Genomic DNA, 26,364 nt, shown 5'->3' with positions numbered 1-26,364 from the left:
AGCATGGGCGCGGCCACCCGCCTTCGGCCGGTGGGCACCCGACGACCGACCCCCCGAAAGGCGAGAGCCCCGTGCTGCAGACCGACCACTACATCCGCTTCGAACGGGTCGACTCGGTGGAGGAGACCCCGCGCGGGCTGCTCGCCGGCCTGCACCGGGAGCAGCTGCGCGTCGACCTGGTCGCCGACGACGTGGTGCGGGTCAAGATCAGCCGTGGCGGGGTGTTCGACGTGTCGCCGACGTTCGCGGTGTGCACCGACCCGCTGTCGCGCCCGGTGGAGTTCCGGGTCGAGCGCGACGAGGACCGGGTCCGGGTCATCACCTCCTCGATGGTGGTCTCCCTGTGGCTCGACCCGTTCCGCCTCGACGTGCACCGCACCGACGGCACCCCCGTCGTGGAGACCGCCGCCGACGAGCAGGGCCGCTACTGGGCCTACGCCACGTTGAACGACTCGTTCACGCTGCGCCGCCGGTGCCGCCAGGAGGACGCGGTCTTCGGCCTGGGCGAGAAGTCGGGCCGGCACAACCGCAAGGGTCGTGACTTCACCCTGTGGAACACCGACGTGCTCAACGAGCACGAGACCGCCGAGTTCACGGCCGGCAAGGAGCCGGGCGACCCGCGCGGCGACCGCACCAGCGTCGACTTCGACCCGTTCTACGTCTCGATCCCGTTCTTCTACCACCAGAGCTACCCGGCCGGGACGATGGCGGCGTCGTTCGTCGACAACGGCTACCGCGGGACCTACGAGTTCGAGGCCAAGGACGAGTACCGCATCAGCTTCGCCGGCGGGCAGTACACCGAGTACATCTTCGCCGGGCCCGACATGCCCGCGATCCTGGGCGACTACACCTGGCTGACGGGGCGCACCGCTCCCCCGCCGCTGTGGGCGCTGGGCTACCACCAGTGCCGCTGGTTCGACTACAGCCAGGACGCCGTCGAGGCCATCGGCCAGCGGCACCGCGACAACGACATCCCCTGCGACGCGCTGTGGCTCGACATCGAGTACATGGACGGCTACCGCGTCTTCACGTGGAACAAGGAGCGCTTCCCCGATGCGCCGGGGATGCTGTCGCGGCTGTCCGACGAGGGCTACCGGGTGATCACGATCATCGACCCCGGAGTGAAGTTCGACCCGGGCTACGAGGTGTTCGACCAGGGCCTGGAGCGGGACGTCTTCTGCAAGACCGAGGGCGGGGACACCTACATCGGCCAGGTCTGGCCGGGCAACACCGCCTTCCCCGACTTCGTCACCGAGGAGGCCCGCGCCTGGTGGGGCGAGCTCAACGCCGCCCACGTGCAGTCCGGCCTGGCCGGCATCTGGAACGACATGAACGAGCCGGCCACCGGGGCGATCCGCGCCAACGCCATGCGGTTCGGCAACGGGCAGTACTCCCACGAGCGCTACCACAACCAGTACGCCCTGCTCATGGCCATGGGCACCACCGAGGGCCTGCTCAAGGCCATGCCGGAGCAGCGCACGTTCATCCTGTCGCGGGCCGGCTTCGCCGGGATCCAGCGCTACGCCGCCAACTGGATGGGCGACAACTTCTCCCGCTGGGACCACCTGTGGCTGGGCGTGGCGATGGGCTCGGGCTTCGGCATCTCCGGGCAGGCATTCGTCGGCGCCGACATCGGCGGCTTCGCCGGCAACTCCAACGCCGAGCTGTTCCTGCGGTGGATGCAGTACGGCACGCTCACGCCGTTCTGCCGCAACCACTCCGAGATCGGCAACGTCGACCAGTACGCCTGGGCGTTCGGCGACGCGGTGCAGGACATCGTCCGGGAAGCGGTCAAGCTGCGCTACCGGCTGCTGCCCTACATCTACTCCGCGTTCATCCGGGCCTCCGAGACCGGTGAGCCGGTGCAGCGCCCGCTGGTCTTCGACCACCAGTACGACGCCACGGTGCGCGACCTGGACGACCAGTACCTCTTCGGCACCGACCTGCTCGTCGCCCCGGTGCTCGAGCCCGGCGCCACCTCGCGGCAGGTCTACCTGCCGGCCGGCGACTGGCACGACTGGCACACCGGTGAGGTCCTGGGCGGGTCGCGCTTCCTCGTCGCCCCGACGCCGATGGACCGCATCCCGCTCTACGCCCGCGGCGGCGCGGTCATCCCGATGTGGGCGCAGGCGCCGGCGACCACCAAGGAGCACCACCCCGAGGTGGTCGAGCTGCACGTGTTCGTGCCGCTGGCCGACGGGACACACACCTCGCGCCTGGTCGAGGACGACGGGCTGACCTTCGCCGCGCGCGAGGGCGCCTGCTACGACACGACCTTCACCCTCACCCGCTCCGGCGGCGCGGTCACGGTCGACGCGTCGGTCGAGGGCCAGGGCTACCCGGAGTTCGCCCGGCAGGCGTTCCACCTCGTCGTCCACGGCGCCACGCCGTCGGCTGTGACGGTCGACGGCACCGAGGTCGCCGTGACCGACGGCAGCTTCCGGATCCCCAACACCGGCAACGGTTTCCGCGCCAGCTTCGAGGCCTGACCAACCGCCCCGTATGCCGTGCCCCTCACCTCCCAGCGGAGGTGAGGGGCACGGCATACCTGTCTGCGCGGGGGCCTACTCCGGCAGGAGCGTCCCGAGCGGACCGAGGTCGAGGTTGAGGTCGGCCGCGCTCAGGCCGAAGCGCTCCCGCAGCTCCCGCATGGCCTCCTCGAGCCGCATCAGACCCAGCCCGAGGGCCTCGGTCTGCTCGTCGGTCAGATCGCCGTGCTCGACCCGACGCAGCGCCTGTCGCTCCATGAGCTGGCGGATGAGCTCCACCACCGTCAGCACCAGGCGCACGAGGTCGCGCTCGACCGAGTCGGCGTCGGTGTCCAGCCGGGGGCCGAGCAGCGCGCGCTCAGTCATGTCCCGCCTCCTCCAGCGCCGCGCTCGCCGTGGCCACGAGGGCGCGCAGGCTCACCTGCACCAGGTCCACCCCGGCCATCGAGATCGTGACCTCACCGGCGATCACGACGCCGGTGCCGATCAGCCGGTCGAGCAGGTCGACCAGGGTCACATTGCCGAGCACCGGCGTCGACGCGGGCTCCGAGCGCGCCAGCGTGGTCGTCATGACGCCTCCAACGTGACGAACGAGTACGGCGGCCACGGTCCGGTCAGCACGAGCTCGAGGTCGGGGTGGTCGGCGGCCACGTCGGCGACGTGGCCCCGGAAGCGCTCGACCTCCTCCGCAGCGACGAGGTAGGCCCCGTTGAGGACCATCTGCCCGGCGTGACCGGACAGCCGCGGGTCCTGCACCGGGTGCCGCCGGCTGGCCACCGCGTCCCCGGACAGCCGGTGGTGCACCTGCTCCACCGCCGCGCTCAGGGTCTGCGACCGGGACTCGCGTTGCTGCGCGTCAGCCTTCAGCTTCTGCAGGTATGCCGCGCCCGCGCCCACACCGGACGACGTGGTCGGCACCGGTTCCTTCAGGCCGGACTGCTCGTCCTGGCGCTGGTAGACCTTGACGCCGAGCTCGGTGCACCCGTCGACGCGTGCCAGGGCCTCGAGCACCTGCGCCCGCCAGGTCCTCACCCGGCTGACGACGGCGTCGTCGTCGAAGCAGACCGTCGCAAGGCTGACCGGGGCGACGGGACCCCTGCGGAAGCACTCGGCCACGACGGCGTTGTGGCAACGTGCGACCGCCTCGACCCACCGCAGGTCCTCGAGGTTGCGCCGCAGCCCCTCCTCGCCGAACTCCGTGAGCGGGACCGAGCTGACGACGGCGCTGAGCTCGCCGACGTCGAGCACCCGCACCTGGCTGCCCTCGACGCCGGGGGACCCGGCCAGGCCGGCGGCGTCCTGCGGCCGGCAGATGGCGTAGAGGTAGACGCCCTGCTCAGTCATCCCGGGCCTCCAGCGCCTCGATGCGCCGGCGCAGGTCGTCGTTCTCCTCCGCCAGCTCCCGGGCGTGGGAGCTGAGGGTCGGGTCGCTGCGCCACCAGTCGATGCCCATCTCCGAGGCCTTGTCGACCGAGACCACGATGAGCCGGATCTTCACGGTGAGCAGCTCGATGTCGAGGAGGTTCACCTTGATGTCGCCAGCGATCACGATGCCCTTGTCGAGGACTCGCTCGAGGATGTCAGCGAGGTTGGCTGGCTGGGGCGCGCTGGCGATGGCCGGCCCCATGTCGCGGCGAGCACCGTTGCGGGCGGCCGGCGCTGCGGTCATCGGCTGGTCACTCATCGACGGTCCGCCCCCGGGTGTAGCGCCGGGTGCGCTCGTAGCTGCGCAGCGACCCGTCATCATCGGCGTGGACCTCGTAGACGGCCAGGATGTCCGTCGAGTCGGGGATCCGCCGGCTCTCGACCACCTCGATCCCGACGACCCAGCCGTCGTCGTCGCGCCCGAGCCGGACGATGCTCTCCGGCTCCTTGCCGGTGAGGTCCTCCAGCTCGTCGGCGACCATCGTGGCCACCTCCCGCGCCGACGGGCGGGAGCTCCGGCGCTCCGGCTCCCGCTCCTGGGTGCGCGGCTGCTCGCGTTCCTGGTCGCGCTCGCGGCTGGACGCCTGGTCCGGCCGCGCCCGCGCGGTCGAGCCCGTCCTGCCCTCGGGCGGCGCCGACCGGGCGGCCGCCTTCTTCGTGCCCGACTTCCTGGCGGCAGACTTCGTCGTGGACTTCTTCGCGGTTGCCTTCTTCGTCGTCGCGGTCTTCTCCGCGCCGCGGGTGCCGGACGGCGCTTCGCCCTCGGTCGACCGTGATGTGGCCCGTGGTGAGCTGGCGCTCCTGCGTTGTGTCGGCACGGCTCAGCCTCCTTCCTGGCGCCGCCGGCCCTCGAGGAGCCGCTGCACGAGCTGCTCCTCCTCGGCCTGCGCCGCCTCCTCGTCCATGGCGCCTTCCTGGCGCAAGCGGTCGATCTCCTCCAGCCGGGCCCGGATGGCGGCCGGGTCGTAGTACTGCTCCTCGGCCGCGGCCAGCAGCTGCTCGGCCACCCACACCGTGCCGCGGACCGGCGCGAGCGGGAGGGTGAGCAGCCCGGTGAACAGGCCCACCGTCATACCCCGTCCGACGCGAAGTCGTAGGGCGCCATCGGACCGATCAGCTCGAGGTCCGCCCGCCCGGCCATCTGCGCTGCCGCGGCCTGCGCATGCGCCTCGAAGTCGGCGACACCGTGCTCGTCCACGAGCACGGCCAGGTCGAGCAGCCCGTCGAGGCCGCCGGAGGGCCGGACCGACCACCGCCGCGCGTGGGGCTGCAGCGCAGCCAGCATGGCCTCGCGGTCGGCGGCACGCTTGGTCTCGATCGCCTGGGAGACGAGCTCGCCGAGGCGGACCCGCTCGGGCATGGCGGCGTCGTCCGGGAGGTCACGGGTGCGGGCGCGCAGCGCGCGCACCTGCGGGTGCTCCGCGACGACCTCGGCCAGCACGGTGTCGAGGACGTAGCGCGCCCGCAGGAGCAGCTGGACGTGTCCGTCGAGCTGTTCCAGCGCGTCGACAAGGTGGTCCCGGTCAGGCGCGAGCAGCTCCTCGACGACGGCCTCGTCGGACGCCACGACGGTGCCGAAACGCAAGGGCAGCACGGAGCATCGCGCGGCCACGGCGTCGAGCACCCGTGCGTGCGCCCGCACGAACCGGGCCGCAGGGACGGCCTCGGCGTCCGGGATGGCCTCCACCACTGCGGCGAGCTCCCCGTGCACGACCACCGCGACCACCTCGCCGGTGGCACCGGCGAGGTCGGTCACGGCGTCTGACCCGTCGTCGGCGCGGACCACGCCGTAGACGTACCGCTCCGTTCCGGTCTCGACGGTGGGGGCGGGCGGTGCTGTGCGCGTCATTCCTGCTCCGCCCGGCGACGGGTGCGCGAGCTGGAGCTGCTGGAGCTGCGCCGGCGCGGCCGCTCCTCCTCGCCGTCGCCTCCGGTGATGGCCTTCTTTGCGCCGGAGATGACGCCCTTGGTCTTCGCGCTGGCAGCGCTCGAGCCCATGTCCTCGACGAGCTCGGGGAGGGTCTGGCCGCCCTGCTGGTAGAGGTCGAGGCGGTTGGTGGCTTCGGCGAAGCGCAGGTAGGTGTCGACGCTGGCGATGACGATGCGGGCGTCGATGGTCAGGATCTCGATGCCGACCAGCGAGACACGCACGTAGGCGTCGATGACGATCCCCTTGTCGAGGATGATGTCAAGGACGTCGGCGAGGCCGCTGGGGGAGGGCCGGCTGAGGTAGCCGCCCTGGTTTCGGGGAGATGTGGTCGCGACGGTCATGCGGGCTCAGTGACTCCTGGCTGTTCGTGACTGGCTACGGCGGCGGGACGCGCGGGACGGCGGCTCGTCTTCGGGCTCCTCGTCCTCCTCGTACTCGTCCTCGGGTTCTTCTTCCTCGTACTCGTCCTCGGGCTCTTCTTCGTCGCCCTCTTCCTCCTCGCCCTCTTCGTCCTCGTACTCCTCGTACTCGTCCTCGGGGCCTTCCTCTTCCTCGTCCTCTTCCTCCTCCGGCTCTTCTTCCTCCTCGCCCTCTTCGTCCTCGTACTCCTCGTACTCGTCCTCGGGGCCTTCCTCTTCCTCGCCCTCTTCCTCCTCCGGCTCCTCTTCCTCGCCCTCCTCTTCGCCTTCTTCGTCCTCGTACTCGTCGTACTCGCCCTCGGGCTCCTCCTCGCCCTCGTAGCCCTCCTGCTGCTCGCGCTCCTCCTCCTCGAGGGCCTCCTCGTGGGTCTTGACCACCTCGCCGTCGCGGATCTCGCCGCGCCAGCCTTCGACCTCGTCGGGGTGCAGGATGGTCTCGGTCATCGCGTGGCGCCGGAAGTGCTTGAACTCCAGGCGGGTCCGGCGGCCGACGGCGCGCCAGATGTTGCCGGTGCGCTCGAACAAGCCCTGCGGGTGGTACTCGAGCACCAGCAGCACACGGGTCAGCTCCGGGGCGAGCTCATGGAAGGTGACCGCGCCGTCGGCGTAGCCCTTCTGGCCGGAGGACTGCCAGACGATCCGCGAGTCGGGGACCTGCTCGAGGATCGTGGACTCCCACGTCCGGTGCGACCACCAGACCTGGGCCTTCCACTTGATCTTCTCGTCCTCGATCTGCTCGACCGACTCGACCTTCTTCATGTAGCTGGGGAACTGCTGGAACTCCGTCCACTGGTTGTAGACGACGCGCACCGGCAGGCCGATGTCGATCTCCTCGATGATGTTCGTGACCTTGGTGCCCTTGCCGCCGCCACCGCCACCGCCGCCGGTGACGGCCTCCTTGGCCTTGTCCACCAGCCCTTTCGCGCCGCCCTTGAGGGCTCCCATCACCGGGGACTTGCCCTCCGCCGCGGCCTTGGCGCCCTCCTTGACGGCCCTGCTCTTGGTGCCGCCACTCTCCGTGAACTCGGTGAGCCGGTCGGTCAGGCCGCCGATCCGGTCCTCGGCGCTGGAGACGGCCTTGTCCCCGAGCGCCTTGACCATGTTGCCCGCCTCGTCCTTGAGCCGGTCCATGGGCAGCTGCTTGAGGATGCCGCTCATCGCCCCGCCCGACGCACTCCGTGCCGTGTCCGTCATGGCGCTCACCTACCCGACGACCGGCTCGAGGACGCGGTCTTCTTCGCCGCCGTCTTCTTCGCCGCCGTCTTCTTGGCCGCCGTCTTCTTCGCTGCGGTCTTCTTGGCCGCACCCTTCTTCGCCGCGGTCTTCTTCGCAGCGCCGGCCGCACGTTGGCCACTGTCGGCAGCCTTGCGGGCCGCTCCCGTGGTGCTCTTGGCGGCAGGTCGCGAGGCCTTCTTTGCCGGGGTGGAGGCCTTCTTCGCCGGGGCGGAAGCCTTCTTCGCCGGGGCGGAGGCCTTCCTGGCTTCGCGCCGCGCCGGGCGAGCCGTCTCCTCAGCCCTGCGGCGTGGCCGTCCTGGGCGGCGCCCACCGGCCCTCGAAGACCGTTTGGCGGTCACCTCCTCGGGCTCTTCGGCCTCCTCCTCGGGCTCTTCCTCTTCCTCTTCGGGCTCCTCCTCCGCTTCGCCCTCCTCGAGCTCCGCTTCCGGCTCCTCCTCGCCCTCCTCAGGCTCTTCCTCGTCCCACTCCTCTTCCTCGTCCCACTCCTCCGGCTCCTCCTCGCCCTGACCGGCCGGGAGCACGCCACGCAGTCCGTCGCTGCGGTCCCGCAGGCTGTCGCTGACGCGGTTGAGCCGGCTGCTGGCCGCGACGACTGCGGCGTCCTTGGCGGCGTCGAAGAGCTTCCCGCGGACCTGCTCGGTCAGCTTCGCCAGCTCGGGAGACGACTTGGCCAGCTCGCCACCACGGCGCAGGAGCTCGGATGGGCTGGCGTCCAGACGTTTGCCGGCCATCAGGCCGGCCACGGTGATGGCCAGCCTCATCTTCTTCGTCCGGCCCAGCAGGTAGCCGGCCGCGATTGCGGTTGCTGTTCGGGTTGTGTTGTCCACGTCTGCCTCCTTGGAACGGCCCCGTGCCCCGTGCCGGAGCGCCTCAAACGCGAACGCGGGCCGAAATGTCACCTTTTGCTGCGCGCCGACAGTCCTTCTGGGTGCCTCGCCCGCGACCCGCCCGTGGGCCAGACGTCTGTCATGGGGCGTCGCCATCAACCGTGTCGGACTCTGAGGTCGACGCCCATGGCGGGCCCAGCCTTTCGAGAAGGGGGCAACGGCGGCTCGGCCGTAAGGCGTAGTTCGAGCGTGCGTGCCCGCAGGCAACGGGCGCCCTGCCCCAGACCGGTGGTGGACCGTGCACGTCCCCGGGGAGGGGACGGCACGGCATACGGGTATCCCGTCCGGCTCGCCAGAGCGGCGAGCCGGACGCAGGGCGCACAATCGAGCCGGGACCACCGCGGCGGAGATCCCGGGAGGAGATGCTGGGCGTGGACGCTGGGCCGGTGGTCGTGGGAGTGGCGGCCGTCGCGTTCTGGGGCTACTGCCTGTGGGACTTCACCCGCACCGACGAGCGCGACATGAGGACCTTCACCCGGCCCGTGTGGGTGGTCGTCCTGGTGCTGGGCAGCACGGTGGGCGCCCTGCTGTGGTTCTTCGCCGGGCGACCGCAGCCGCCGCGTCGCTGAGGTCGGTCAGCGGGCGTGGTGCCTGACCTCCTGGACGGCCCAGGTGTTCCCGTCGGGGTCGTCGAAGTAGATGAACGTGCCGTAGTCGGCGCGGTTCGGCTCCACCCCCGGGGTCATCTGCCCGTCCAGGAAGTGCTGCGGCCCGCTGTTGTCGATGCCGCGCTCCTGCAGCATCGCGTGGGCCTTCTCGATGTCGTCCACGACCAGGTGCGTGCCCTTGAGCGACCCGGGCGCGACGCCGCCGCCGAGCCCGGTGCCGAAGACGATCGAGCAGGCTGAGCCCGGCGGCGTCACCTGGATCACCCGGAAGTGCTCGTTGGGGGCGAAGTCGTTGTCCATCCGGAACCCCAGCCTGTCGACGTAGAACTCCCGCGCGCGCTCGACGTCGGAGACGGGGGCGATGACCACTTCGAGCTTCCAGTCCATGACAGTCCTCCTCGGTGTAGGCCCACTGTTGCAGGCTCCTCGTGAGGTGGAACGCCGGACGCGCGCAGAACTCATCGGTGGGTCGATGCGTTCCCTCTGCTCTTCGCGCCGAGCCGGCTGCCCTCCGGCGCGGCGCGCAGCTCGTAGCGGCGCCCCAAGCTCTGCACAGGTCGGCCACAGCCGGCGTCGGGATGGTCGTCAGCACGAGCCTCGCCACTGGCCGGGCACTCACGACCAGACAGGAGCACCACCGTGCGCAACACCAAGCTCATCACCGCGGCCTCCGGCATCCTCGCCGCCGCCGGCCTCGTCGCCGGGGGTGCGGCACTGGCCAACGCCTCCACGCCCGCCAGCGTCCCCGCGGCCACCGGCTACTACTCCGCGACCAACGGCCCGCAGGGCGGCGGCCCGGGCCAGGGTCGCGGCTCGAACGACACCCCGGTCACCGGCAGCGAGCTGACCTCCGTCAAGGACGCCGTCAAGGCCAAGGACTCGGCCGTCACCGTCACCTCGGTCCGCAAGGACCCCGACGGCTCGTACGACGTGTTCGGCACCACGTCCGGCTCGCCGGTGATGCTCCAGGTCAGCAAGGACCTCAAGACCATCACCACCGGCCCCGCTGGCGGGCACGGTGGGCCCGGTGGGCCTGACGGCGCAGGGCGCGGCTCCAACGACACCCCGGTCACCGGCAGCGAGCTGACCTCCGTCAAGGACGCCGTCAAGGCCAAGGACTCGGCCGTCACCGTCACCTCGGTCCGCAAGGACCCCGACGGCTCGTACGACGTGTTCGGCACCACGTCCGGCTCACCGGTGATGCTCGAGGTCAGCAAGGACCTCAAGACCATCACCGTGAACCCCCACGGCCCGGGCCACGGCCCGGGTGACGGTTCGGGCGCCGCCCCGTCCGCCGGCACGGTCAGCTGAGGCACCGGCCGGGTTCGCCCGTCCCGATGGCCGGGGCGGGCGAACCGCATGCCTGGTCAGGTGGGCCAGGACACGGACCTCGTCCGGTGTGAGGGCCTGCAGGTAGGCGCCGCTGAGGTCCTGCCTCGCCATCACCACGAGCAGGTCAGCCATCGCCTCGTCCCGCCGTCGAGCCGTGGCCCGGGGCGTCTCCTGTGCCGTCACAGTCGGAGAAGTCGGCCGGACCCGACCCGGACCGGAACGGTTCCCGTCGTTCCTGTCCGGAACGTGACCATCGTCCGATATGCGGTTCCGGCGTCCGCACATGCGGCCTGCGGAACGCCTGGCGTCCGTCGCCCGTGAGCTCGCGCAGTGCGTGCCTGCTCGATGCGTGGTTGCCCACCGTTGAGTTCGGGACCGCGCCCTCAGAGCTACCGTCGTGGAGTGGAGCTGGAGGGCTGGAACTCGATTCCTCCGGGCAGCGTCGCGGCCTTCGAAGTGGGCGCCGCACCTCGCTGGCTGAGGGTGCTCTTCTTCGCCCCGTTCATCGACCGCTTCGCCTACCCGCTGCTCGTGGCGCGTGGGCTGGGGAGCCTCGATGTCGTCGATCCCGACCTCTTCGACGCCGACGCGGCACGGACCAAGGGTTGGCGCATCCTGCCGCAGGGCTACGTTGCCCCTCGCACATGGACAACGCTTCGGTCGAGCGCTGACTCGCCGGACGCACACATGGGGTGGAAGACCCAGAGGCGGGCGTTGATGCCTCAGCAGTACGTCGTCGCGGGGATCGCAGTGGCGGTCCTGGTGGCGCTGATGATCGCCATGCTGATCCCGTTCCTGCTGGGACTGCTGGCGATTGGCCTCATCGCTGGCTGGGTGTTCTGGAGGCGGCCACCCCCGCCGACGCCGTGACCGCCGAGAACGGGCCACGAGCTCGTCCCCAGCCGCTCGTGTGAGTCGGTGGCAACCCGATCCGGAGGTTGGGAGCATCGGTGCGTGGTTGACGATGCATGGAGGACGTTGGCGGATCCGTTCGTCGATGGCGCCTATGCCACCGTGAAGGGGCAGGTGCGCACCTATGTCCTGCACCAGCAGCTCCTGAGACACCTGCCGCCCCCGCCGGCCTCGGTGCTGGACGTGGGCGGAGGTGCAGGCCACCAGTCGCTGCCCCTGGCCCGGCTGGGCTACGACGTCACGATCCTGGATCCGTCGGCGGCGATGCTGGCCAGGGCCGAAGAGCGGGTGGCACAGGAGCCCGACGACGTCCGGTCGCGCATCCGGCTGGTCCGAGCCGCGGGCGAGGCCGCGGTCGAGGCCACCAGTGGCCGGCGCTTCACCGCCGTGCTCTGCCACGGCGTCCTGATGTACCTGTCCGCACCCGAGCCCCTGCTCGAGGTCCTGTGCCGCTGTGTCGAGCCCGGTGGGATGGTCTCCGTCATGGCGCTCAACGCCGGGACGATGGCCGTGCGGCCGGCACTCGAGCACCGGTGGGCCGAGGCGCTGGCCGGGTTCGACGCCACCAGCGAGGTCGGGGTGCTCGGCACGCCGACCCGTGGCGACACCGTGGCACACCTCTCGGAGCTGCTGCGCCGTGGCGGAGTCGACCCCCGGGCCTGGTACGGAGTCTGGCTGTTCTCGGACTGGATGGACCTGCCGCTCGCGGACACCGACGTCGAGGCCGTCGCAGCGGTTGAGCTCCAGGCCAGCCTGCGCGACCCGTACCGGCAGCTCAGCCGCGTGTTCCACCTCGTCGGGACCGCCAGCTCCTAGGCGGACCCGGTCGGCCCGCGCCGCCCCTTGTCGAGGATCTACGGCGTTCCAAGGGTCGCGCCAGGAGTGGCCTCGATCGGCGAGAGGTCCACGGCCCGTCCCGGTTCGGTGGGCGCTCCGAGGCAGTACGCCAGGATGCCGACGCCCCCGCTCGTGGGGCCGGCCAGTGTGGCGAGGTCGGACCCGAGAGACACCCGGACCGACGACGCGTGGCTGACCACTTCCATGTCGCAGCGGTACTTGGCGACGAGGAAGTAGGCGGACGCGGCCGGTGGCAACAGCACGGACGCCGGTCTGGCGTGGGTGACGTACTGCGACTGTCCGTGGGTATAGCGGAACGGCATCGCCGCGCCGTGTCCGTCCAGGAGGGTCACGGCGGGGTAGCCGAAGAGGCTGCACGGCCGCGTGCCCACGTTGGTCAGCGAGAAGATGATCGCGTTCTCACCGGTCATCGGAGAAACCACTGGTCCGTGTCCGAGCCTCAGCATCGAGATCTCACAGACATGACCCTTGGTGTTGGGCAGCGCCACCGGAGGGCTCGTGGGGGCAGGCCCCCCCTCCTTCTCCTGGAGACCGAAGCGCTCCACCGACAGCCGACCGGGCGGCAGCGCCGACGTGCAGGACGGCGCGTAGACCGGCCTGGCGGCTCCCCCGAGGTTGCGCACCGGCACGCGGGCCTCGATGCTGCCGCGCAGGGCCACGCCCAGACGAACGCCCGGTCCAGGGTCCGGGCCACAGTAGGACGGCTCCCAGCTCAGGCCGGCGACGGCGGTCGCGCCGGTCTGCAGGTGCAGCTCGGCGGGGGCGCCACAGGCCAACCGACAGAACGCACCCACCACGGTGGGCACCCGCAGCGGCAGGCCTCCTGAGGTGAGGAGGCGGATCCGAGGGGGACCGGTGATCACGCACGCGGCCCCGTGGTTGACCGCCGTGACCTGGCCGTCGAGCTCGCCGGCGGAGTGTCGATGCGTGGGGTCGGTGCCATACACGTGGCCGCCGGGCGCCCACTCGGCCGACACGTGCAGCTGGTCGGTGGCGCACGGCTTGTCCGGACCGGACGCTGACGTCGCCACGGGGGCGACCGGGGAAGGACTCGTGGCCAGCGATGTGGTCGGAACCTGCGATGTGGTGGGAACGTGCTGAGCCCCGCAGCCACTCACCGCGCCAAGCAGCAAGCCAAGGACCAGAGCGGACAGCGCTGCGGACTTCACGGATCTCGGCACGTGTGGACTCCCCGGTAGGTGTTCCCTTGAGACGCCTGAGCCTCGTGATCGGTTGGCTCCGTCCCGCCGATCCGTGAGGTTGCACGCCACCCGAAACACGTCCGGACTCTGCCGGGCCCGGCTTGGGACGTTCGCCTCTGGAGGGACCTCCCGCCGAGGAGGACTGTGCAGGTGGCATTGCTGCAGTCGGTGGAGGCCTCGGCCGAAGTCCCCCGGCCGAGACACCTGCCCTACCACTGGGAGGTGTCAGAGCGATGAAGCGAGTCGTGGTTGAGCGCTTCGGCGGGCCCGAGGTCTTGCGCGTGGTGAACGACGACAAGCCACGCCCCGGCCCGGGCGAGGCTTGTGTCAGGGTCCTGGCCGCGGGTGTGTCCTTGACCGACGCGCAGCTGCGCGCCGGCACCTACCTGGGAGTGCCGAGGCCGCCGTTCACGCCCGGTTATGAGCTGGTAGGGGTCGTCGACGAGCTCGGCCCGGGCTGCAGGAGGCTGCGGACCGGCGACCGGGTCGCTGCACTGACGGCCTACGGCGCCTACGCGGAGTACGTCTGCGTGCCGGAGTCGGAGGTGGTCGAGGTTCCCGCGGACCTGGACCCGGCTGAGGTCGTGGGCCTCGTCCTGACCTACGGGACCGCCTACCAGATGCTGCACCGCCTGGCGAAGGTGCGCAGCGGCGAGTCCTTGCTCGTCCACGGCGCGGCCGGTCGGGTCGGCGTCGCCGTCCTCGAGCTCGGCGCGCTGGCCGGGGTGCGCCTGTACGGCACCGCGGCTGCGGCTGACCTCGACGCCGTTGAGCGGCTCGGCGCGGTGGCGATCGACTACCGCAACGAGGACTTCCTGGCCCGGGTGCGGGAGCTGACCGGAGACGGGGTGGACGTCGTGCTCGACGGGATCGGCGGCCCGACGTCGCTGCGTTCCTTCCGCGCCCTGCGGCCGGGCGGGCGGCTGGTCGTGTACGGCCACTACGCCATGCTCGAGCGAGGGCGGGCGAGCTGGCGCCGGTGGGCCGCGGGCTGGGCCGAGTGGTACGGGACGACCGCGGCCGTCTCGCTGTGGGGGCTGCTCGATCCTCGCCGGCGGGTGATGGCCTACCGGATCCAGAGACTGCGCGACAGCCGGCAATGGTTGCCGATGGCCGGTCGCCGTCCCGCGCGGCTGGTGGGTGGCGGTCCCCGCAACCCCGAGTGGTTCCGGGAGGACCTGGCCGTGCTGATCGAGCTGCTCCGCGCGGACAAGGTCCACCCGGTCGTGGCCGAGCGCCTGCCGTTGTCCGAGGCGCGCCGCGCGCACGAGCTGCTCGCGCAGTCAGCGGCCAAGGGCAAGATCGTCCTGGTGCCGTAGCCGCAGCGGAGGTCGGCCCTTCGGGCACCCCGTCGGGCTGCCGCGGAGAGAAGTTTCCGGGATGGTGTCGTGTCAAGGCGCCGTCGTTCGTGGCATGTGTGAGCGGCGGACGGACGCCGCACACGAGGAGCCGGGGAGGTTCCTCGTCCGGGACTGAGAGGAGCCGACCATGACGGAGTACCTGATCACCTTCAACGACGAGTGGGTGCGCGAGCACACGGCGGAGGAGCTGCGCGAGAAGGGCACGGCCGCCCGGGCGGTGCTCGAGGAGATGCAGGCCGCCGACGTCCTGATCTTCACCAACGGCGGGCTCGACCGGTCCACGGCGGTGTGCAGCGTGGTGGCGGAGGATGGCAAGCCAGTCTTCACCGACGGCCCGTACGTCGAGACCAAGGAGCACCTCGGCGGCTTCTGCGTCGTGGAGGTGCCCGACGACGAGGCGGCGCGGTACTGGGCCGGCAGGCTCGCGACCGTGCTCGACTGGCCGCAGGAGGTGCACCGGTTCCGAGGTCCCGGGCACGTCCGGCGTACCGGCTCTGGGGAGAAGTAGGCGCGGCGCCCAGGGACCCGCTGTCCGACCCGGAACTGGACGTGCTGGGTGTGGCCGGGCGACCCTTGGGCTCGCCACCGCCCCGAACAGCAGAAGCGCCTCGGCCACACCCGGCGCGCGGGTCAGTAGCTACGCACGACCTCGTGCGCTGCGGACCCTCAATCCGCCGGACGCGTTGGTCTGCGGGGACCGGCTTCTGCGGCCGGACTTCGTGCTCAGCGAGCCTTGGCCGTGGTGGTTGGCCGTATGTCGGTGGGTCGCGATGTCTCTCCTGTCGGCTCTTCCAAGGCGCGTCTGACCCGGTTGGGCTGAGTCCAGGTCGCGGCGCTCTCCCGGCGCTACGATCCCGACGACTGCTGGCTGGGGGGATGGGGTGGCTGGGATGGGTGCCGCACAGGTGTGGCGGCGGGTCCGGAGCGAGCTCCTTGGCCTGGTCGTTGTTGGCTTCATCGTCTTCGCACTGCCGCACTTGATCGACTCGTTGAGCCACTTCCATGTCCAGGACGTGCTCGGCTTTGCTGCGGTCTGGTTCGCCGTGGCGCTCATCCGCACGGGGATCGGCGTTCTTTGGCGTCGTCGCAGCAAGAAGGACCGATACGCGCTGGAAGAGTCGACGGTCAACCGGTCCTCGCGCTGATGAAGGCGCCTGTCGCGTCGGGCCTGTCGAGCTCGGTCGAGCGCCGACCTCGCCATGTACCGCGGACGGGGCTGATCGCCTTGGTCATTCTTGCTCTGGCGATGGGGTGGCTGGGTTGGCGCAAGGCTTATGGCGAATGGGTCCCCAGCGGAGATCCGCCGCGTCTCTTCGCGTGTGGGCGGACCTATCAGGCTGGCAGCCTGGTCGCGGTCAAACCGGGCGAAGCGACTCACGTGATCGGCCATTACCCGCCGCTGCTGGGGCGCGACCTGTGGAGCCGGGAACCGCTGCCCAGTGCACCCTGCCCCACGGGGCTCTTTCTTCAGACGTCTGGCGGCTATCGCGGGTACGGCCTCAGCGGTGGCCCGTAGCGCTGAAGAGCCGGACCGCGGCTGTGCCAGGCGGCCGGCGAGCTTGCGCCCTGACCGGAAACTGCGCCGCCGGGTGTTGGCCCGCTGCGATGCGGGACGGGTGCCGGGTCGGCGGGGTTGAGCAGCCAGGCCGGGGGCAGTCTGCCGGTTTGGGCTCCCGCGGGGCTTCGCGGTGTCATGCTGCTGGTCATGGGGGATTCGGGGGAGACACTGATGAATGACCGCGTCGAGACGAGGGGGACTCGGTCCTTCTCGATCAAGCGATGGGCCGCCTTGGGGGGTGCTGCGCTGGTCGCGGTGCTTGCCGTGACGTTGCACTTCCGCCTGGGGTCGGTGACAGGCACCGTGATCGGCAAGGAGGTGGCCGGGCCCGGTTGCAAGACGACCGCGGTGGGCGGGTTCGCCCGCCACAACGAGGTGACGTGCAGCGGCGCCACTTACACGCTTCACGTGCGCGACAGCACTGGCCGCGACAACGAAGTCGGAGTGGACCAGCGGACGTACGAGGCCGCGAAGGTCGGTGCCGCCTATCGAGGGTGACCACGTGCGCGCTGCCTTGGGCACGGGGGCACCTCGGCCACCCTCGTAACGGCGCTGACTCTGCTGGCCAGCGTCGGACGACCGTCCCTGGGCAGCAGAAACGCCCTCGCGGGGAGGGCATTTCTGAGGTGGAGCCGCCTAAGGGAATCGAACCCTTGACCTATTCACTACGAGGCACGCCAGCCGCTTTCGGCCATGGCGTCAGCGGCGCGAACCGTGTGATCGCAACGGTTCACGGCCATGGCGTCGGCCGGTTCTACGGGACGTACGGGCAAAATCCGGCCACGGGGGCGGCGTCGTGTCCTACTTCCCCCTGGGCTAGCTCGGGGCGTCGGGTCGCTGGCCCCGTGCGGACCTCCCTCGTCGTCAGCGCAGTAGGGGTGCTCCGCGCCACCGTGAGGCCCGACGATGGACACTGGTCGCTCGTGCTCATCCGCGGGGCTGGCGTCGCTCAGGGTGCCTCGACGACGTACTCGGCCAGGTCGGGGTGTCCTGCCTCGACCAGGTAGCGCTGCAAGTACTCCGGGTTCGTCACGGGGTGGCTGACGTAGTCCCTGAGGATCTGGCGGGCTCTCTCGGGTTGTCCGATGCGGTCGCACATCTGGGCGATGTCGAGGGCGCCGTTGGGCTGCATCCCAAGGTTGAAGGGGCGGAACTTGCCGGATTCGTCGAGCTGATCGAACTCGCTGAGGATGGCGGCGTGGTCCGGGAACTTGGCCAGCCAGGGCAGGCCGTACTCGCGCAGGGCGGTGAGTGCCTTGTGGGCAGCGTGCGGGTCGTCCAGTTGCCACTCGAAAGCGTCGTACGGGGCGCAGTAGACCATGCCGGTCCGGAGTTGGCAGTCGTACTCGTTGATCCAGTTTCCGCGGGGTTCTCCCAAGCGGGTCATCTCTGGGACCCAGACGCCGCATTCGAGGTAGAACTCGCCGTACTGACGTTCCCGCAGGCCGGGCACTTCGGTCCAGGCGGGTGGCTCTTTCGGTGCCATCCAGAGCTTGACGACGTGCACGAGGCCGCCGGTAGTGGCGCGGTTGAAGGCGTAGCGGCGCTTGCGGAAGCCGGCGGCCTTCAGAGTCGGCGCAACGTCGGCGACGATGGCCGCCATGCTGTCGGCCAGTTCGGTGCTCACGTTTCGCAGTATGGCGAGGTGTGGGCGTTTGCTGTGGAGGCGCGGGGTGCGGTGGGGTGCGCGAGGACGGCGCGAAGCGCCGCCCGTGGTGCGGGGTCCGCCGGCGAAGCGCGGAGGGCGTGGCCGGGCCGGGTCGCGCGGCGGAGCCGCGCCCTTGAGGCAGGACGGGAAGTCGTAACCGATCCACGTGCGACGCGCCGCCTGTCTCGGTGATGCTGGACGCACGTCGGATTGGACGAGCGCATCGCGGCGTGAGCGACTTTCGTCCGCAATGGATGCGGCAGCGCCCGACGGTCGCGTCCTGGGTCAGAGAGAGCCGGAGTCGGGCCAGTTGGACCAGTGTGTATTGGGCAGCTCGGTGGGGCGGTATCGCGCCGGGTCAGCCGTTGCCAGGACATCGGCCAGTTGTCGGTAGACCTCGCTCTGGCTCGGCGTGGTCTCGAAGAGGTCGGGCTGATGCCATTCCTCGAGCGTCAAGACCTCCGGGATGTCTGCCGGGATGCGGCGTCGCAGTTCGTCTTCGTGTGCCAGCAGGAGGTCACGATGGGCTGGAACGAGCCTGCGGAACACCGCCGGCAGGTCTTCCCCGGGCTGGGCGAACAGGTTGATGCGGCGTCCGCGGATGATGACGTCCGCTCCTGTACTCATCTCGGGTTCGGCTTCGTCTTCGACCTCTTCGAAGTTGTCGATGCGTCCGAGGAAGTCCTCATTCTCGAATCCCGGTTGCCCGTCAGTCAGGCAGTTGCCATAGACATGCAGAACGTCCAGGACATCCCCGCCGCGTGGGTTGTAGCCAACCGTTTCCACGATCATGGCCCAGCGGTCGACGTCGGAGTAAGCGTGGAGTCGGCTATCAATCGCGAAGTAGTAGCCATGTCCGAGATCAGGGAACGTGAAGTCCTCGGCAGACCTGTCGAGTTGGGACAGGATCCAATCCGTCGACTTGCTCACTTCAGGCATGGCCCGAGCCTTCCACGACGCATGTGCGGATGACCGCAGCGCACGCTACCTGCGGCTTGATCGTGAATCCTAGGAAAGGTGCTCGATTCGACACGAATCGGGCGTGGTGCCTTGTGGCGCACGGGAGGACCCGGTAGGCATGCATGCCCATGCTTCCTGCAAGAACGAGGTCAGGGTGACGGCCACCGACTACGACAGCTTCGCGACCGCCTACTCGGCGGAAAACGAGAAGGGCCTGTTCAACGCGTACTACGCGCGGCCCGCAGTGCTCCACCTCGCTGGCGACGTCTCAGGCCGCCGGATCCTCGACGCGGGATGTGGTTCCGGGCCGCTGGCGGCCGCGCTCCACGCCAAGGGGGCCGCGGTCACCGGCTTCGACGTGAGTGCCGCCATGGTCGACCTGGCCCGCCAGAGGCTGGGTGAAGACGCCGACCTGCACGTGGCGGACCTCGCCGCGCCGCTGCCGTTCGCTGACGCCGAGTTCGATGACGTCGTCGCATCCCTGGTCCTGCACTACCTGAAGGACTGGGCCGGCCCCCTGTCCGAGCTGCGTCGAGTGCTGAAGCCAGGCGGTCGCCTGATCATCTCGGTGAACCACCCCGCCGCCTACGCGATCGTGAAACCCGAGGCCGACTACTTCGCGGTGACCCAGTACTCCGAGGACTACGTCTTCGACGGACAGACCGTGTGGCTGACCTTCTGGCACCGGCCGCTGCACGCCATGGCGGATGCCTTTGCCGCCGCGGGGTTCCGCATCACCGCTATCAGCGAACCGCCGCCGGCGGCGGACACCCCTGCGGAACTGCTTCCACCCGGTATGGAAGGCCGCTCAGCTTTCATCTGCTTCCTCTTCTTCGTCCTCGAGGCCACCTGAAACCGAAGGCCCGGGGAGTCGCGTCGCTGTGCCCGGGATGCCGCGGCTGCCGGAGGCGTTGGCGTTCCCCTCCCCCGACGTGGCCACCTTCGCAACGGCAACTGGAAGCGCATGGTCCGCTGGGACCAGGTCACGCGGGACCTCGACCTCGCCGGGGTGACCCACCGTCGCCGGACATTCGGCTCTCTGGCTCGCTCCGCGGGCGCCACCTGTACGACGAGCTGGACACCATTGCCTCGGCGCTGGAGGGGCTCTGGAAGGGCGGTGAGCAGCGGTGACGGTGCGTGGCCGGATCGACGTACGGCCACAATCCGGCCAAACCCGGGGCACCGGGGCCGTCCTCGCCGCAGCGCTGACTGCTCTGGCCGGCCCCGGACGCATGGGCTCTGGACAGCAGAAACGCCCTCACATGGAGGGCGTTTCTGGGGTGGAGCCGCCTAAGGGAATCGAACCCTTGACCTATTCATTACGAGTGAATCGCTCTGGCCGACTGAGCTAAGGCGGCACGTGACCCAAGGGGCACGAGCGACGAGTATACGGATGATCCGGCGATTCTCCGAACCGGGCCGCTCACCTCGCTCGCGCCCCGTCACCGGCTCAGCAGCGCAGCCCGGCCCGGGGCACGGTGCCCTTGACCAGGTAGGCGTCGACGGCGTTGTCGAGGCAGGAGTTCGCCCGCATGTATGCCGTGTGGCCGTCACCGTTGAACGTCACCAGGTGGCCGTTGGCCAGCTCCGCGGCCAGGCGCTGGGACCAGGCGTAGGGGGTGGCGGGGTCACGGGTGGTGCCGACCACGACGATCGGGCCGCTGCCGGCGGCGGTGATCTTCTTCGGCGCGTTGTTGGCCTTGACCGGCCAGAAGCCGCACGGCACCGAGCTCCACGCCAGGAACGAGCCCCAGGTCGGCGCCTGGACCGAGTCCTTGCGGGCCTCGTCCTCGTAGTGCGTGATGTCCGAGCTGTCCTTGCGGTCCAGGCAGTTGACGGCGTAGATGACCTGCATCAGGTTGCCGTTGTAGGACCCGTCGCTGTTGCGGTCGGCGTAGGAGTTGGCCAGCCGCATCAGCGGGTTGCCGTCACCGTCGAAGGCGGAGCTGAGGGCGTCGGTCAGCTGGCTCCACGACCCCTGGTCGTACATCGCCGCGGCGATCCCGAGCGAGGCCCAGCCCTCGGTGAGCTGCTTGACGTCGGCGTCCCGGATCGGCAGCGGCTTGGCGTCCATCTGCTTGAGGAAGTCCTGCAGCCGCTTGACGCCGGCGTCCACGGAGCTGCCCAACGGGCAGCCGCCCTGGTCGACGCAGTCCTTGACGTAGGCCCGAGTGGCGGTCTCGAAGCCCGCGGCCTGGCCGGCGTTGACCTCGCTCGAGGTCAGGTCAGGGGCCACGACGCCGTCGAGGACGAACCGGCCCACCAGCGTCGGGAACAGGTCGGCGTAGGTGGCGCCGAGGAAGGTGCCGTAGGACTTGCCGAGGTAGTTGAGCTTCTTCTGCCCCAGCGCGGCCCGCAGGACGTCCATGTCCTTGGCCGCCTCGATCGTGGAGACGTGGCCCAGCAGGGGGCCGCCGTTCTGGGCGCACTTGGCCGCGAAGTCCTTGGCACCCTGGACGAACTGCTGCTCCTCGGCCTTGTTGTCCGGGGTCGGGTCGGCGCCGAGGAAGGCGTCGAGCTCCTTGTCGTCGAGGCAGCTGACCGGCGAGGATGAGCCCACCCCTCGCGGGTCGAAGCCGACCACGTCGTAGGAGCGGCGCACGGCGGGGCTGACGATGTTGTCGGCGGCCGCGGCGTACTGCACGCCGGACCCGCCCGGCCCGCCCGGGTTGACCACGAGGGCGCCCTTGGAGGTGCCCCGCGCGGGGACCTTCAGGACGGCGATCTTGATCGTGTCGCCGTCGGGCTTGGAGTAGTCGATGGGCACCGTCAGCTTGGCGCACTGGAAGTCGGCGCAGCTGCGCCACGACAGGTGCTGGCCGTAGAACTTCGCCAGCGACTCCTCGCCCTTGGGCGGTGGCTGCGGCGACGCCGAGGTCGACGTGGCCGCGGCGGACCCCTTGTTGTCGCTGTGGCTGACGAACGGAATCACCGCACACGCCGACGTCGTCAACACGACCGCCAGCGCGGCCCCGATCGCCCCCGTGATCCTCACGTCTGCCACTCCCTCGTCTCGGCGGTCACGGCCTCGACGCTATCCCGAAAGTCCGCCCCGTGGACATGCGGTCCACCGAGGGAAACGGCGGCGGGTCAGCGCGGGAGCTGCAGCGAGATGGCCATGGCCTCCAGCGCCAGCAGCGGCGGCACGTTGGCGCCGATCCGCTCGCGGGCCACGCCGATCGCGTCCATCGCCCCCAGCAGCTGCTCGGAGGTCATCGCCTGGGCCAGTCGCTGCACGTGGTCGCCCATGTCCTGGTTGACCAGGGCCACCGGGGTGCCGCACCTCACGATCAGCGCGTCGCGGTAGACCGACAACAGGTCGACCAGCGACCGGTCGACGACGTCACGCGTGTGCCGGGTCGCCCGGGTCTTCTGCTCCTTCTCCAGCGCCGCGATCTGCGAGCGCACGTGCGGCGGCTGGGTGCGGGCAGCCGGGTCGGCGCCCAGCAGCTCCATCAGCCGGGCCTTCTCGGCGGCATCCCTCTCGGTGGAGGCGGCGCCGGACTCCTCGTCGGCGATCTTGGCCAGGTCGGCCGCGGCCCCGATCGCGTCGCCCACGGTGCGGATCTGGCCGGCGAGCTGGATGACGTTGCGCCGCCGGATGCGCGCGCCCTCGTCATGCGCCAGGCGCCGGGCCACCCCCACGTGGCTCTGGGCTGCCCGCGCGGCGTACAGGGCCATCGGCTCATCGACCCCGTCCCGGCGCATGAGCAGCTCGGCCACGGCGTCCACCGGAGGGGTGCGCAGGCGCACGTGCCGGGAGCGGCTGCGGATGGTGATGATGACGTCCTCCAGGGACGGCGCGCACAGCACCCACACGGTGCGCGCGACCGGCTCCTCCAGGGACTTCAGCAGGGCGTCGGCGGCCCGCTCGTGGAGCCGGTCGGCGTCCTCGATGATGATGACGCGCCAGCGTCCGACCGAGGGCCGCAGCGCCGCCAGCTGGACGAGGTCTCGCGCCAGCGCCACCGTCAGCGTCAGGCCCTCGGTGGCGATGATGTCGACGTCGGAGTGCGTGCCCTCGACCGCCGTGCGGCACTCCCGGCAGGTGCCGCAGCCACCCTGGGGGCACTGCAGCGCACCGGCGAACGCCCGCGCGGCCACCGAGCGCCCGGACCCCGGCGGACCGGTGAGCAGCCACGCGTGGGTCATCGCGCCCGGGTCGCTGATCGCACGGCTCAGCGTCTCGACGGCGGTGTCCTGCCCGACGACCTGCTCCCAGACGCTCATGGGGCCACTTCTACCAGTGGGGTCAGACGTTCGCGCACCCGGCGGTGGATCTCCTCCGGCGGCAGCGCGGCGTCGATGACGAGGTAGCGCCCGGGGTCGGCGGCGGCGAGCTGCAGGTAGTGCTCGCGCACCCGGGCGTGGAAGTCGTCGGGCTCGGACTCGAGCCGGTCGTGCACGTCGCCGCGCCGCTGCCGGCCCACCTCGGGGGTGACGTCGAGCAGGACGGTCAGGGTCGGCACGAGCCCGCAGGTGGCCCAGCGGGACAGCTGCAGCACCTCGTCGGTGCCGAGGTCGCGCCCGGCGCCCTGGTAGGCCACGGAGGAGTCGATGTAGCGGTCGGTGATGACCACGTCGCCGCGGTGCAGCGCCGGGATGACGACGGACTCCACGTGGTGCGCCCGGTCGGCAGCGTAGAGCAGCGCCTCGGCCCGCGGGGAGATGTGCGAGCCGTGCAGGACGATCTCGCGGATGGCCCGCCCGGCATCCGTGCCCCCCGGCTCCCGGGTGACGACCACGTGCCGGCCCAGCGACTCCAGCCACTGCTTGAGCAGCGCGCCCTGGGTCGACTTGCCGGCCCCGTCACCACCCTCGAGCGCGATGAACACCCCGGGCAGCCCGTCGTATGCCGGGTGCTCACCTCCGGGGGCCGCGAACGGGACCGTGGCACCCGGCATACCGGGGACGGGGTGCGGGCCGGCCTCGTGCCCGCCGTCGTGGTGGGTGTTGCTGCGCAGCGCGTCGCTGAGGTCGCTCAAGAGCGGGACTCCCTTGCGGTCGTCCATCTGCCGGTAGGCGAGGACGCCGGTGATGATCGTGGCGATGCCGGCCACGAAGAACGTGACCATGGCGCCGGTGTAGGTGAGGCTGACGGTGCCGATGTTGATGGTGAACGGCAGGTTGAACAGGCTGTCGAAGCCCGCGGCGAGCAGGGGCGCCGCCGCCAGGACGCCGACGAGGACGACCCGCACGAGGGACTGGACGAAGGCGAAGGTGCGGCCGCGGACCTCGTCCTCGACCTCCAGGCCGAGCAGGGTGTAGCCGCAGACCCACGAGACGCCGCCGGCGGCGCCGAGGACCACGGTCACGAGGGCGACGATGACGATGTTGGGGATGAGGGACAGCACGACCATCACCGCGCCGGCGACGGTCAGGGACAGGCCGAACAGGCGCCGCCGGGAGAAGCCGGCCAGGAACCGTGGCCCGAGCGCCATGCCCAGCGCCATCCCGAGGAAGACCATGGCGAAGAGCACGCCGTAGCCGGCGGCGCCTGCGCCGAGGTCCTTGACGAAGCGCTGGGCCAGGCCGATGACCAGGCCGCCGGCGGCGAAGGCGCCGAGCATCCCGGCGACCAGGCCGCGCACCAGCGGGGTGCGCACGACGAACTGCCAGCCGTCGACGATGGTGCGCCACAGCGTCTCGGCCCGGGCGCTGACCTCGTGCGCCACCGGCGGGAAGGTGATCGTCCAGACGACGACCGCGCTCACGAGGAACGTCAGGGCGTCGACCCAGAGCGCGAGGTAGTCCCCGGAGGCGTCGAGCCCCGGCATGACCGCGTGCAGCGGGGTGTTGACCAGGGCCAGGCCGGAGAACAGCAGCGCGGCGACGGGGGCGGTGCCGTAGTCGGCGACGAGGCTGAGCTGGTTGGCGGTCTCGAGCTTGTCGCGGGGCACGAAGTTGGGCATCGCCGCCTCCTTGGCGGGCGCCCAGAACAGGCCGACGCACTCGATGAGCAGCGTCGCGACGTAGAGCCACCAAAGCGTCCCGACGAGCGGGATGGTGCAGATCAGCAGGAACCGCAGCCCGTCGCCGACGATCATCACGGTCCGGCGGTTGAACCGGTCGGCCAGGGCCCCGGCCAGCGGCCCGAAGACGATGGCCGGCGCGAGCCGCAGGATGAAGATTCCCGAGACCGCGAGGTACTCCGCGGCCGGGCTGGTGGCCAGGGTGCCGGCCAGGGACGTCGTGGCCAGGATGCCCAGCCAGTCCCCGAAGCTGGACAGCGCGAAGGTGGACCAGAGCCGGCGGAACGCGGTGATGGCGAGCACGCCGCGCACGTCGCCGGCGAGGCCCGCCGGTGGGGAGTGCTCTGGCTGGCTCACACGGTGAGCCTAGGCCAGAGCACCCCCGCGACGGCCTAACCCTGCGGCGGCCCCTGCGCGGCGGCCCGCTCGGCGTTGGCGTAGATCGCGTCGCGCACGTAGAACGACATGCCCGGGCGGATCTCGTCGTAGGTCGCCGTGAAGCGCGGGTCGCTGACGTACATGTCGGCCAGGCCGGTGTGGAACGCGTGGGAGCAGTCGTAGAAGCGCCGGTCGATGTGCAACCGGTGCTGCTCGGCGGCGTCCATGGCCGCCTCGCTGGTCGGCGGCTCGCCGGCGTCCATGGCCGCGACGAACGCCGCGTGCAGCGCGTCGGTCTCGGCCTTGACCTCGGCCCAGTCGGCCTTGGTCCAGCCCTTGGTGCGCTGCGCCGACTGCTTCCAGGCGTCGGTGTCACCCCACCGTTCCTGCGCCTCGGCCTGGTTCTCGTAGAAGCCGTCCCCGAAGAGCTCCTTCATGTCCTCGGTGGTGGCGGGTTGCTGGTTCATCTCCCTCTCCAGTGCTCGGTCGATGGCTGTCACGAGATCGCGCATCTCGTCGAGCCGGGACATGACCGCTGCGCGTTGACGCCGCAGGTGGGCCTCCACCGTCTCGGGGTGCTCCAGCAGGAGGGCGACCTCCTCCAGGGCGAACCCGAGCCGTCGGTAGACCACGATGTGCTGCAGGCACACGAGGTCGTCCTGGGTGTAGAGCCGGTAGCCGGCCGCCGAGCGCTCGCCCGGCGACAGCAGCCCGATCTCGTCGTAGTGGTGCAGCGTGCGCACCGTCACCCCGAACCGCTCGGCCACCTGGCCCACGGTCAGGGACTCACCTACCCGCGTCGTCCCGGTCATGGCACCGACTATGGGCCCTCACGCCACGTGAGGGTCAACACCCTTTCCCCGGTATGCCGTGTCCTCACCTCCCGCACCCGCGTGGGCCGCCGGCCCCCACCGGCCGGGCCCGACCCGGGCGGGCGGGCGGGTCAGACTGGCTCGGCCATGGCGAAGGGCACGGTGAGCAGCCCCAGCCGGGTGCGCACGTGGTAGCGGGTGCGGGCACGCTTCTCGACCACGCCGGTCGTCCCGGCGTAGCGGCCGCTGCCGCCGACTCGCACCACGGTGCCCACCGGCAGGGCGACCCGCTCGGCCGCGACCGTCGGCTCCGGGCGGCCGCCCCGCGCGGCGACGGGCTCGGCGGCCGTCCGCCGGCGCAGCCGGGCCAGCTCGCG

General features: G+C 70.8%; 28 protein-coding genes, 1 tRNA gene and 1 pseudogene. 10 read left to right on the top strand and 20 right to left on the bottom strand.

Translation table 11 applies throughout. The features are described from left to right. Positions 1-71 precede the first annotated feature (71 nt). Positions 72-2,489: a glycoside hydrolase family 31 protein gene (locus tag FB474_RS00145; RefSeq protein WP_141786801.1), complete on the top strand. Its 2,418-nt coding sequence runs from the start codon at positions 72-74 to the stop codon at positions 2,487-2,489. 75 nt (positions 2,490-2,564) lie between these two features. Here FB474_RS00145 and FB474_RS00140 read toward each other — a convergent pair whose 3' ends face one another. Genes FB474_RS00140 through FB474_RS00095 form a run of 10 tightly spaced genes read right to left on the bottom strand, consistent with a single transcriptional unit; the run spans position 2,565 to position 8,326 of the window. Then, the gene (locus FB474_RS00140; RefSeq protein ID WP_141786800.1) at positions 2,565-2,855 is read right to left on the bottom strand and encodes a gas vesicle protein K; all 291 of its coding nucleotides are present in this window, start codon (positions 2,853-2,855) and stop codon (positions 2,565-2,567) included. Further along, on the bottom strand, positions 2,848-3,060 hold the full coding sequence (locus FB474_RS00135; protein WP_141786799.1) for a gas vesicle protein: 213 nt from the start codon (positions 3,058-3,060) through the stop codon (positions 2,848-2,850). Before FB474_RS00135 ends, FB474_RS00140 begins: the two co-directional genes overlap by 8 nt. Further along, entirely contained in the window at positions 3,057-3,833 is a 777-nt protein-coding gene (locus tag FB474_RS00130; RefSeq protein ID WP_141786798.1) for a GvpL/GvpF family gas vesicle protein, read from the bottom strand. Before FB474_RS00130 ends, FB474_RS00135 begins: the two co-directional genes overlap by 4 nt. Further along, positions 3,826-4,173, bottom strand: a complete 348-nt coding sequence (locus FB474_RS00125) for a gas vesicle protein (RefSeq protein ID WP_246091985.1) — start codon at positions 4,171-4,173, stop codon at positions 3,826-3,828. The genes FB474_RS00130 and FB474_RS00125 overlap by 8 nt, the downstream gene beginning before the upstream one ends. Next, positions 4,166-4,732, bottom strand: coding sequence for a gas vesicle protein GvpO (gene gvpO, locus FB474_RS00120; protein ID WP_141786797.1), 567 nt, complete (start codon positions 4,730-4,732; stop codon positions 4,166-4,168). Before gvpO ends, FB474_RS00125 begins: the two co-directional genes overlap by 8 nt. Positions 4,733-4,735: 3 nt before the next feature. After that, positions 4,736-4,987, bottom strand: a complete 252-nt coding sequence (locus FB474_RS00115) for a gas vesicle protein GvpG (RefSeq protein WP_246091984.1) — start codon at positions 4,985-4,987, stop codon at positions 4,736-4,738. Then, positions 4,984-5,763 (bottom strand): GvpL/GvpF family gas vesicle protein, encoded by a 780-nt coding sequence (locus FB474_RS00110; RefSeq protein WP_141786796.1) that lies wholly within the window; start codon positions 5,761-5,763, stop codon positions 4,984-4,986. Before FB474_RS00110 ends, FB474_RS00115 begins: the two co-directional genes overlap by 4 nt. Further along, positions 5,760-6,185: a gas vesicle protein GvpJ gene (gene gvpJ / locus FB474_RS00105; protein ID WP_141786795.1), complete on the bottom strand. Its 426-nt coding sequence runs from the start codon at positions 6,183-6,185 to the stop codon at positions 5,760-5,762. Before gvpJ ends, FB474_RS00110 begins: the two co-directional genes overlap by 4 nt. Before the next feature lie 6 nt (positions 6,186-6,191). Beyond that, on the bottom strand, positions 6,192-7,457 hold the full coding sequence (locus FB474_RS00100; RefSeq protein ID WP_141786794.1) for an SRPBCC family protein: 1,266 nt from the start codon (positions 7,455-7,457) through the stop codon (positions 6,192-6,194). Positions 7,458-7,462: 5 nt separating this feature from the next. Then, on the bottom strand, positions 7,463-8,326 hold the full coding sequence (locus FB474_RS00095) for a histone protein (RefSeq protein ID WP_185745960.1): 864 nt from the start codon (positions 8,324-8,326) through the stop codon (positions 7,463-7,465). A gap of 431 nt (positions 8,327-8,757) precedes the next feature. Between FB474_RS00095 and FB474_RS00090 the strand changes: the two genes are divergently transcribed. Further along, the gene (locus tag FB474_RS00090) at positions 8,758-8,955 is read left to right on the top strand and encodes a PLDc N-terminal domain-containing protein (protein WP_185745959.1); all 198 of its coding nucleotides are present in this window, start codon (positions 8,758-8,760) and stop codon (positions 8,953-8,955) included. A 6-nt stretch (positions 8,956-8,961) separates the two neighbouring features. On the opposite strand, the gene FB474_RS00085 is transcribed toward FB474_RS00090, so the two are convergent. After that, positions 8,962-9,381 carry a VOC family protein gene (locus tag FB474_RS00085; protein WP_141786792.1) on the bottom strand — a complete coding sequence of 140 codons (420 nt, stop codon included), beginning with the start codon at positions 9,379-9,381 and terminating at the stop codon, positions 8,962-8,964. Positions 9,382-9,633: 252 nt separating this feature from the next. Between FB474_RS00085 and FB474_RS20550 the strand changes: the two genes are divergently transcribed. The 3 genes from FB474_RS20550 (at position 9,634) to FB474_RS00070 (ending at position 12,054) form a co-directional block, all read left to right on the top strand. Then, complete coding sequence (locus FB474_RS20550; protein WP_185745958.1) at positions 9,634-10,305, top strand: hypothetical protein; 672 nt, start codon at positions 9,634-9,636, stop codon at positions 10,303-10,305. Between the two features lie 423 nt (positions 10,306-10,728). Further along, a complete protein-coding gene (locus FB474_RS00075; protein ID WP_141786791.1) occupies positions 10,729-11,196 on the top strand; it encodes a hypothetical protein in 468 nt (155 codons plus the stop codon). A gap of 84 nt (positions 11,197-11,280) precedes the next feature. Continuing rightward, positions 11,281-12,054, top strand: a complete 774-nt coding sequence (locus tag FB474_RS00070; protein ID WP_141786790.1) for a methyltransferase domain-containing protein — start codon at positions 11,281-11,283, stop codon at positions 12,052-12,054. 38 nt (positions 12,055-12,092) lie between these two features. Here the strand turns inward: FB474_RS00070 and FB474_RS00065 are convergent, their stop codons facing one another. Beyond that, entirely contained in the window at positions 12,093-13,127 is a 1,035-nt protein-coding gene (locus FB474_RS00065; RefSeq protein WP_141786789.1) for a DUF4232 domain-containing protein, read from the bottom strand. A 404-nt stretch (positions 13,128-13,531) separates the two neighbouring features. On the opposite strand from FB474_RS00065, the gene FB474_RS00060 reads away from it, so the two are divergent. From FB474_RS00060 to FB474_RS00045, 4 genes are all read left to right on the top strand, one after another. Further along, the gene (locus FB474_RS00060; RefSeq protein ID WP_281286281.1) at positions 13,532-14,617 is read left to right on the top strand and encodes a medium chain dehydrogenase/reductase family protein; all 1,086 of its coding nucleotides are present in this window, start codon (positions 13,532-13,534) and stop codon (positions 14,615-14,617) included. Between the two features lie 169 nt (positions 14,618-14,786). After that, entirely contained in the window at positions 14,787-15,167 is a 381-nt protein-coding gene (locus tag FB474_RS00055) for a YciI family protein (RefSeq protein WP_141786787.1), read from the top strand. Positions 15,168-15,549: 382 nt separating this feature from the next. Next, complete coding sequence (locus FB474_RS00050) at positions 15,550-15,804, top strand: hypothetical protein (RefSeq protein WP_141786786.1); 255 nt, start codon at positions 15,550-15,552, stop codon at positions 15,802-15,804. A gap of 548 nt (positions 15,805-16,352) precedes the next feature. Next, a complete protein-coding gene (locus FB474_RS00045; RefSeq protein ID WP_141786785.1) occupies positions 16,353-16,715 on the top strand; it encodes a hypothetical protein in 363 nt (120 codons plus the stop codon). A 451-nt stretch (positions 16,716-17,166) separates the two neighbouring features. On the opposite strand, the gene FB474_RS00040 is transcribed toward FB474_RS00045, so the two are convergent. Both FB474_RS00040 and FB474_RS00035 read right to left on the bottom strand, forming a co-directional pair. Next, a complete protein-coding gene (locus FB474_RS00040) occupies positions 17,167-17,844 on the bottom strand; it encodes a DUF4304 domain-containing protein (protein WP_141786784.1) in 678 nt (225 codons plus the stop codon). Positions 17,845-18,150: 306 nt separating this feature from the next. Then, a complete protein-coding gene (locus tag FB474_RS00035) occupies positions 18,151-18,804 on the bottom strand; it encodes a DUF7003 family protein (protein WP_141786783.1) in 654 nt (217 codons plus the stop codon). 175 nt (positions 18,805-18,979) lie between these two features. On the opposite strand from FB474_RS00035, the gene FB474_RS00030 reads away from it, so the two are divergent. After that, complete coding sequence (locus FB474_RS00030; protein ID WP_221632383.1) at positions 18,980-19,678, top strand: class I SAM-dependent methyltransferase; 699 nt, start codon at positions 18,980-18,982, stop codon at positions 19,676-19,678. Between the two features lie 428 nt (positions 19,679-20,106). On the opposite strand, the gene FB474_RS00025 is transcribed toward FB474_RS00030, so the two are convergent. The 6 genes and pseudogenes from FB474_RS00025 to FB474_RS20545 all read right to left on the bottom strand — a co-directional run. Beyond that, positions 20,107-20,183 (bottom strand) — tRNA-Thr (locus FB474_RS00025). Positions 20,184-20,275: 92 nt separating this feature from the next. Continuing rightward, the gene (locus tag FB474_RS00020; RefSeq protein ID WP_246091983.1) at positions 20,276-21,820 is read right to left on the bottom strand and encodes an alpha/beta hydrolase; all 1,545 of its coding nucleotides are present in this window, start codon (positions 21,818-21,820) and stop codon (positions 20,276-20,278) included. A gap of 95 nt (positions 21,821-21,915) precedes the next feature. Next, a complete protein-coding gene (locus FB474_RS00015; RefSeq protein WP_141786781.1) occupies positions 21,916-23,055 on the bottom strand; it encodes a DNA polymerase III subunit delta' in 1,140 nt (379 codons plus the stop codon). Beyond that, positions 23,052-25,154 carry a dTMP kinase gene (gene tmk / locus FB474_RS21455; RefSeq protein WP_141786780.1) on the bottom strand — a complete coding sequence of 701 codons (2,103 nt, stop codon included), beginning with the start codon at positions 25,152-25,154 and terminating at the stop codon, positions 23,052-23,054. Before tmk ends, FB474_RS00015 begins: the two co-directional genes overlap by 4 nt. Before the next feature lie 35 nt (positions 25,155-25,189). Then, positions 25,190-25,987 (bottom strand): MerR family transcriptional regulator, encoded by a 798-nt coding sequence (locus FB474_RS00005; protein WP_141786779.1) that lies wholly within the window; start codon positions 25,985-25,987, stop codon positions 25,190-25,192. A gap of 131 nt (positions 25,988-26,118) precedes the next feature. Continuing rightward, positions 26,119-26,364: pseudogene (locus FB474_RS20545) on the bottom strand (hypothetical protein); the annotation flags it as partial.

It is taken from the genome of Oryzihumus leptocrescens (assembly GCF_006716205.1).
Taxonomy (GTDB): Bacteria; Actinomycetota; Actinomycetes; order Actinomycetales; family Dermatophilaceae; genus Oryzihumus; species Oryzihumus leptocrescens.
Note: the sequence above shows the minus strand (reverse complement) of the source record. Positions and strands in the feature narration are given on the sequence as shown.

What these genes read in the sequence shown, in the direction of transcription:
- FB474_RS00085 (WP_141786792.1), bottom strand. Translation starts at nt 9,381, where the DNA reads ATGGACTGGAAGCTCGAAGTGGTCATCGCCCCCGTCTCCGACGTCGAG.
- FB474_RS00125 (WP_246091985.1), bottom strand. Translation starts at nt 4,173, where the DNA reads ATGAGTGACCAGCCGATGACCGCAGCGCCGGCCGCCCGCAACGGTGCT.
- FB474_RS00130 (WP_141786798.1), bottom strand. Translation starts at nt 3,833, where the DNA reads ATGACTGAGCAGGGCGTCTACCTCTACGCCATCTGCCGGCCGCAGGAC.
- FB474_RS00055 (WP_141786787.1), top strand. Translation starts at nt 14,787, where the DNA reads ATGACGGAGTACCTGATCACCTTCAACGACGAGTGGGTGCGCGAGCAC.
- gvpJ (WP_141786795.1), bottom strand. Translation starts at nt 6,185, where the DNA reads ATGACCGTCGCGACCACATCTCCCCGAAACCAGGGCGGCTACCTCAGC.
- FB474_RS00060 (WP_281286281.1), top strand. Translation starts at nt 13,532, where the DNA reads ATGAAGCGAGTCGTGGTTGAGCGCTTCGGCGGGCCCGAGGTCTTGCGC.
- FB474_RS00115 (WP_246091984.1), bottom strand. Translation starts at nt 4,987, where the DNA reads ATGACGGTGGGCCTGTTCACCGGGCTGCTCACCCTCCCGCTCGCGCCG.
- FB474_RS00035 (WP_141786783.1), bottom strand. Translation starts at nt 18,804, where the DNA reads ATGCCTGAAGTGAGCAAGTCGACGGATTGGATCCTGTCCCAACTCGAC.
- FB474_RS00140 (WP_141786800.1), bottom strand. Translation starts at nt 2,855, where the DNA reads ATGACTGAGCGCGCGCTGCTCGGCCCCCGGCTGGACACCGACGCCGAC.
- FB474_RS00015 (WP_141786781.1), bottom strand. Translation starts at nt 23,055, where the DNA reads ATGAGCGTCTGGGAGCAGGTCGTCGGGCAGGACACCGCCGTCGAGACG.
- FB474_RS00135 (WP_141786799.1), bottom strand. Translation starts at nt 3,060, where the DNA reads ATGACGACCACGCTGGCGCGCTCGGAGCCCGCGTCGACGCCGGTGCTC.
- FB474_RS00005 (WP_141786779.1), bottom strand. Translation starts at nt 25,987, where the DNA reads ATGACCGGGACGACGCGGGTAGGTGAGTCCCTGACCGTGGGCCAGGTG.
- FB474_RS00050 (WP_141786786.1), top strand. Translation starts at nt 15,550, where the DNA reads ATGGGTGCCGCACAGGTGTGGCGGCGGGTCCGGAGCGAGCTCCTTGGC.
- FB474_RS00110 (WP_141786796.1), bottom strand. Translation starts at nt 5,763, where the DNA reads ATGACGCGCACAGCACCGCCCGCCCCCACCGTCGAGACCGGAACGGAG.
- FB474_RS00045 (WP_141786785.1), top strand. Translation starts at nt 16,353, where the DNA reads ATGCTGCTGGTCATGGGGGATTCGGGGGAGACACTGATGAATGACCGC.
- FB474_RS00100 (WP_141786794.1), bottom strand. Translation starts at nt 7,457, where the DNA reads ATGACGGACACGGCACGGAGTGCGTCGGGCGGGGCGATGAGCGGCATC.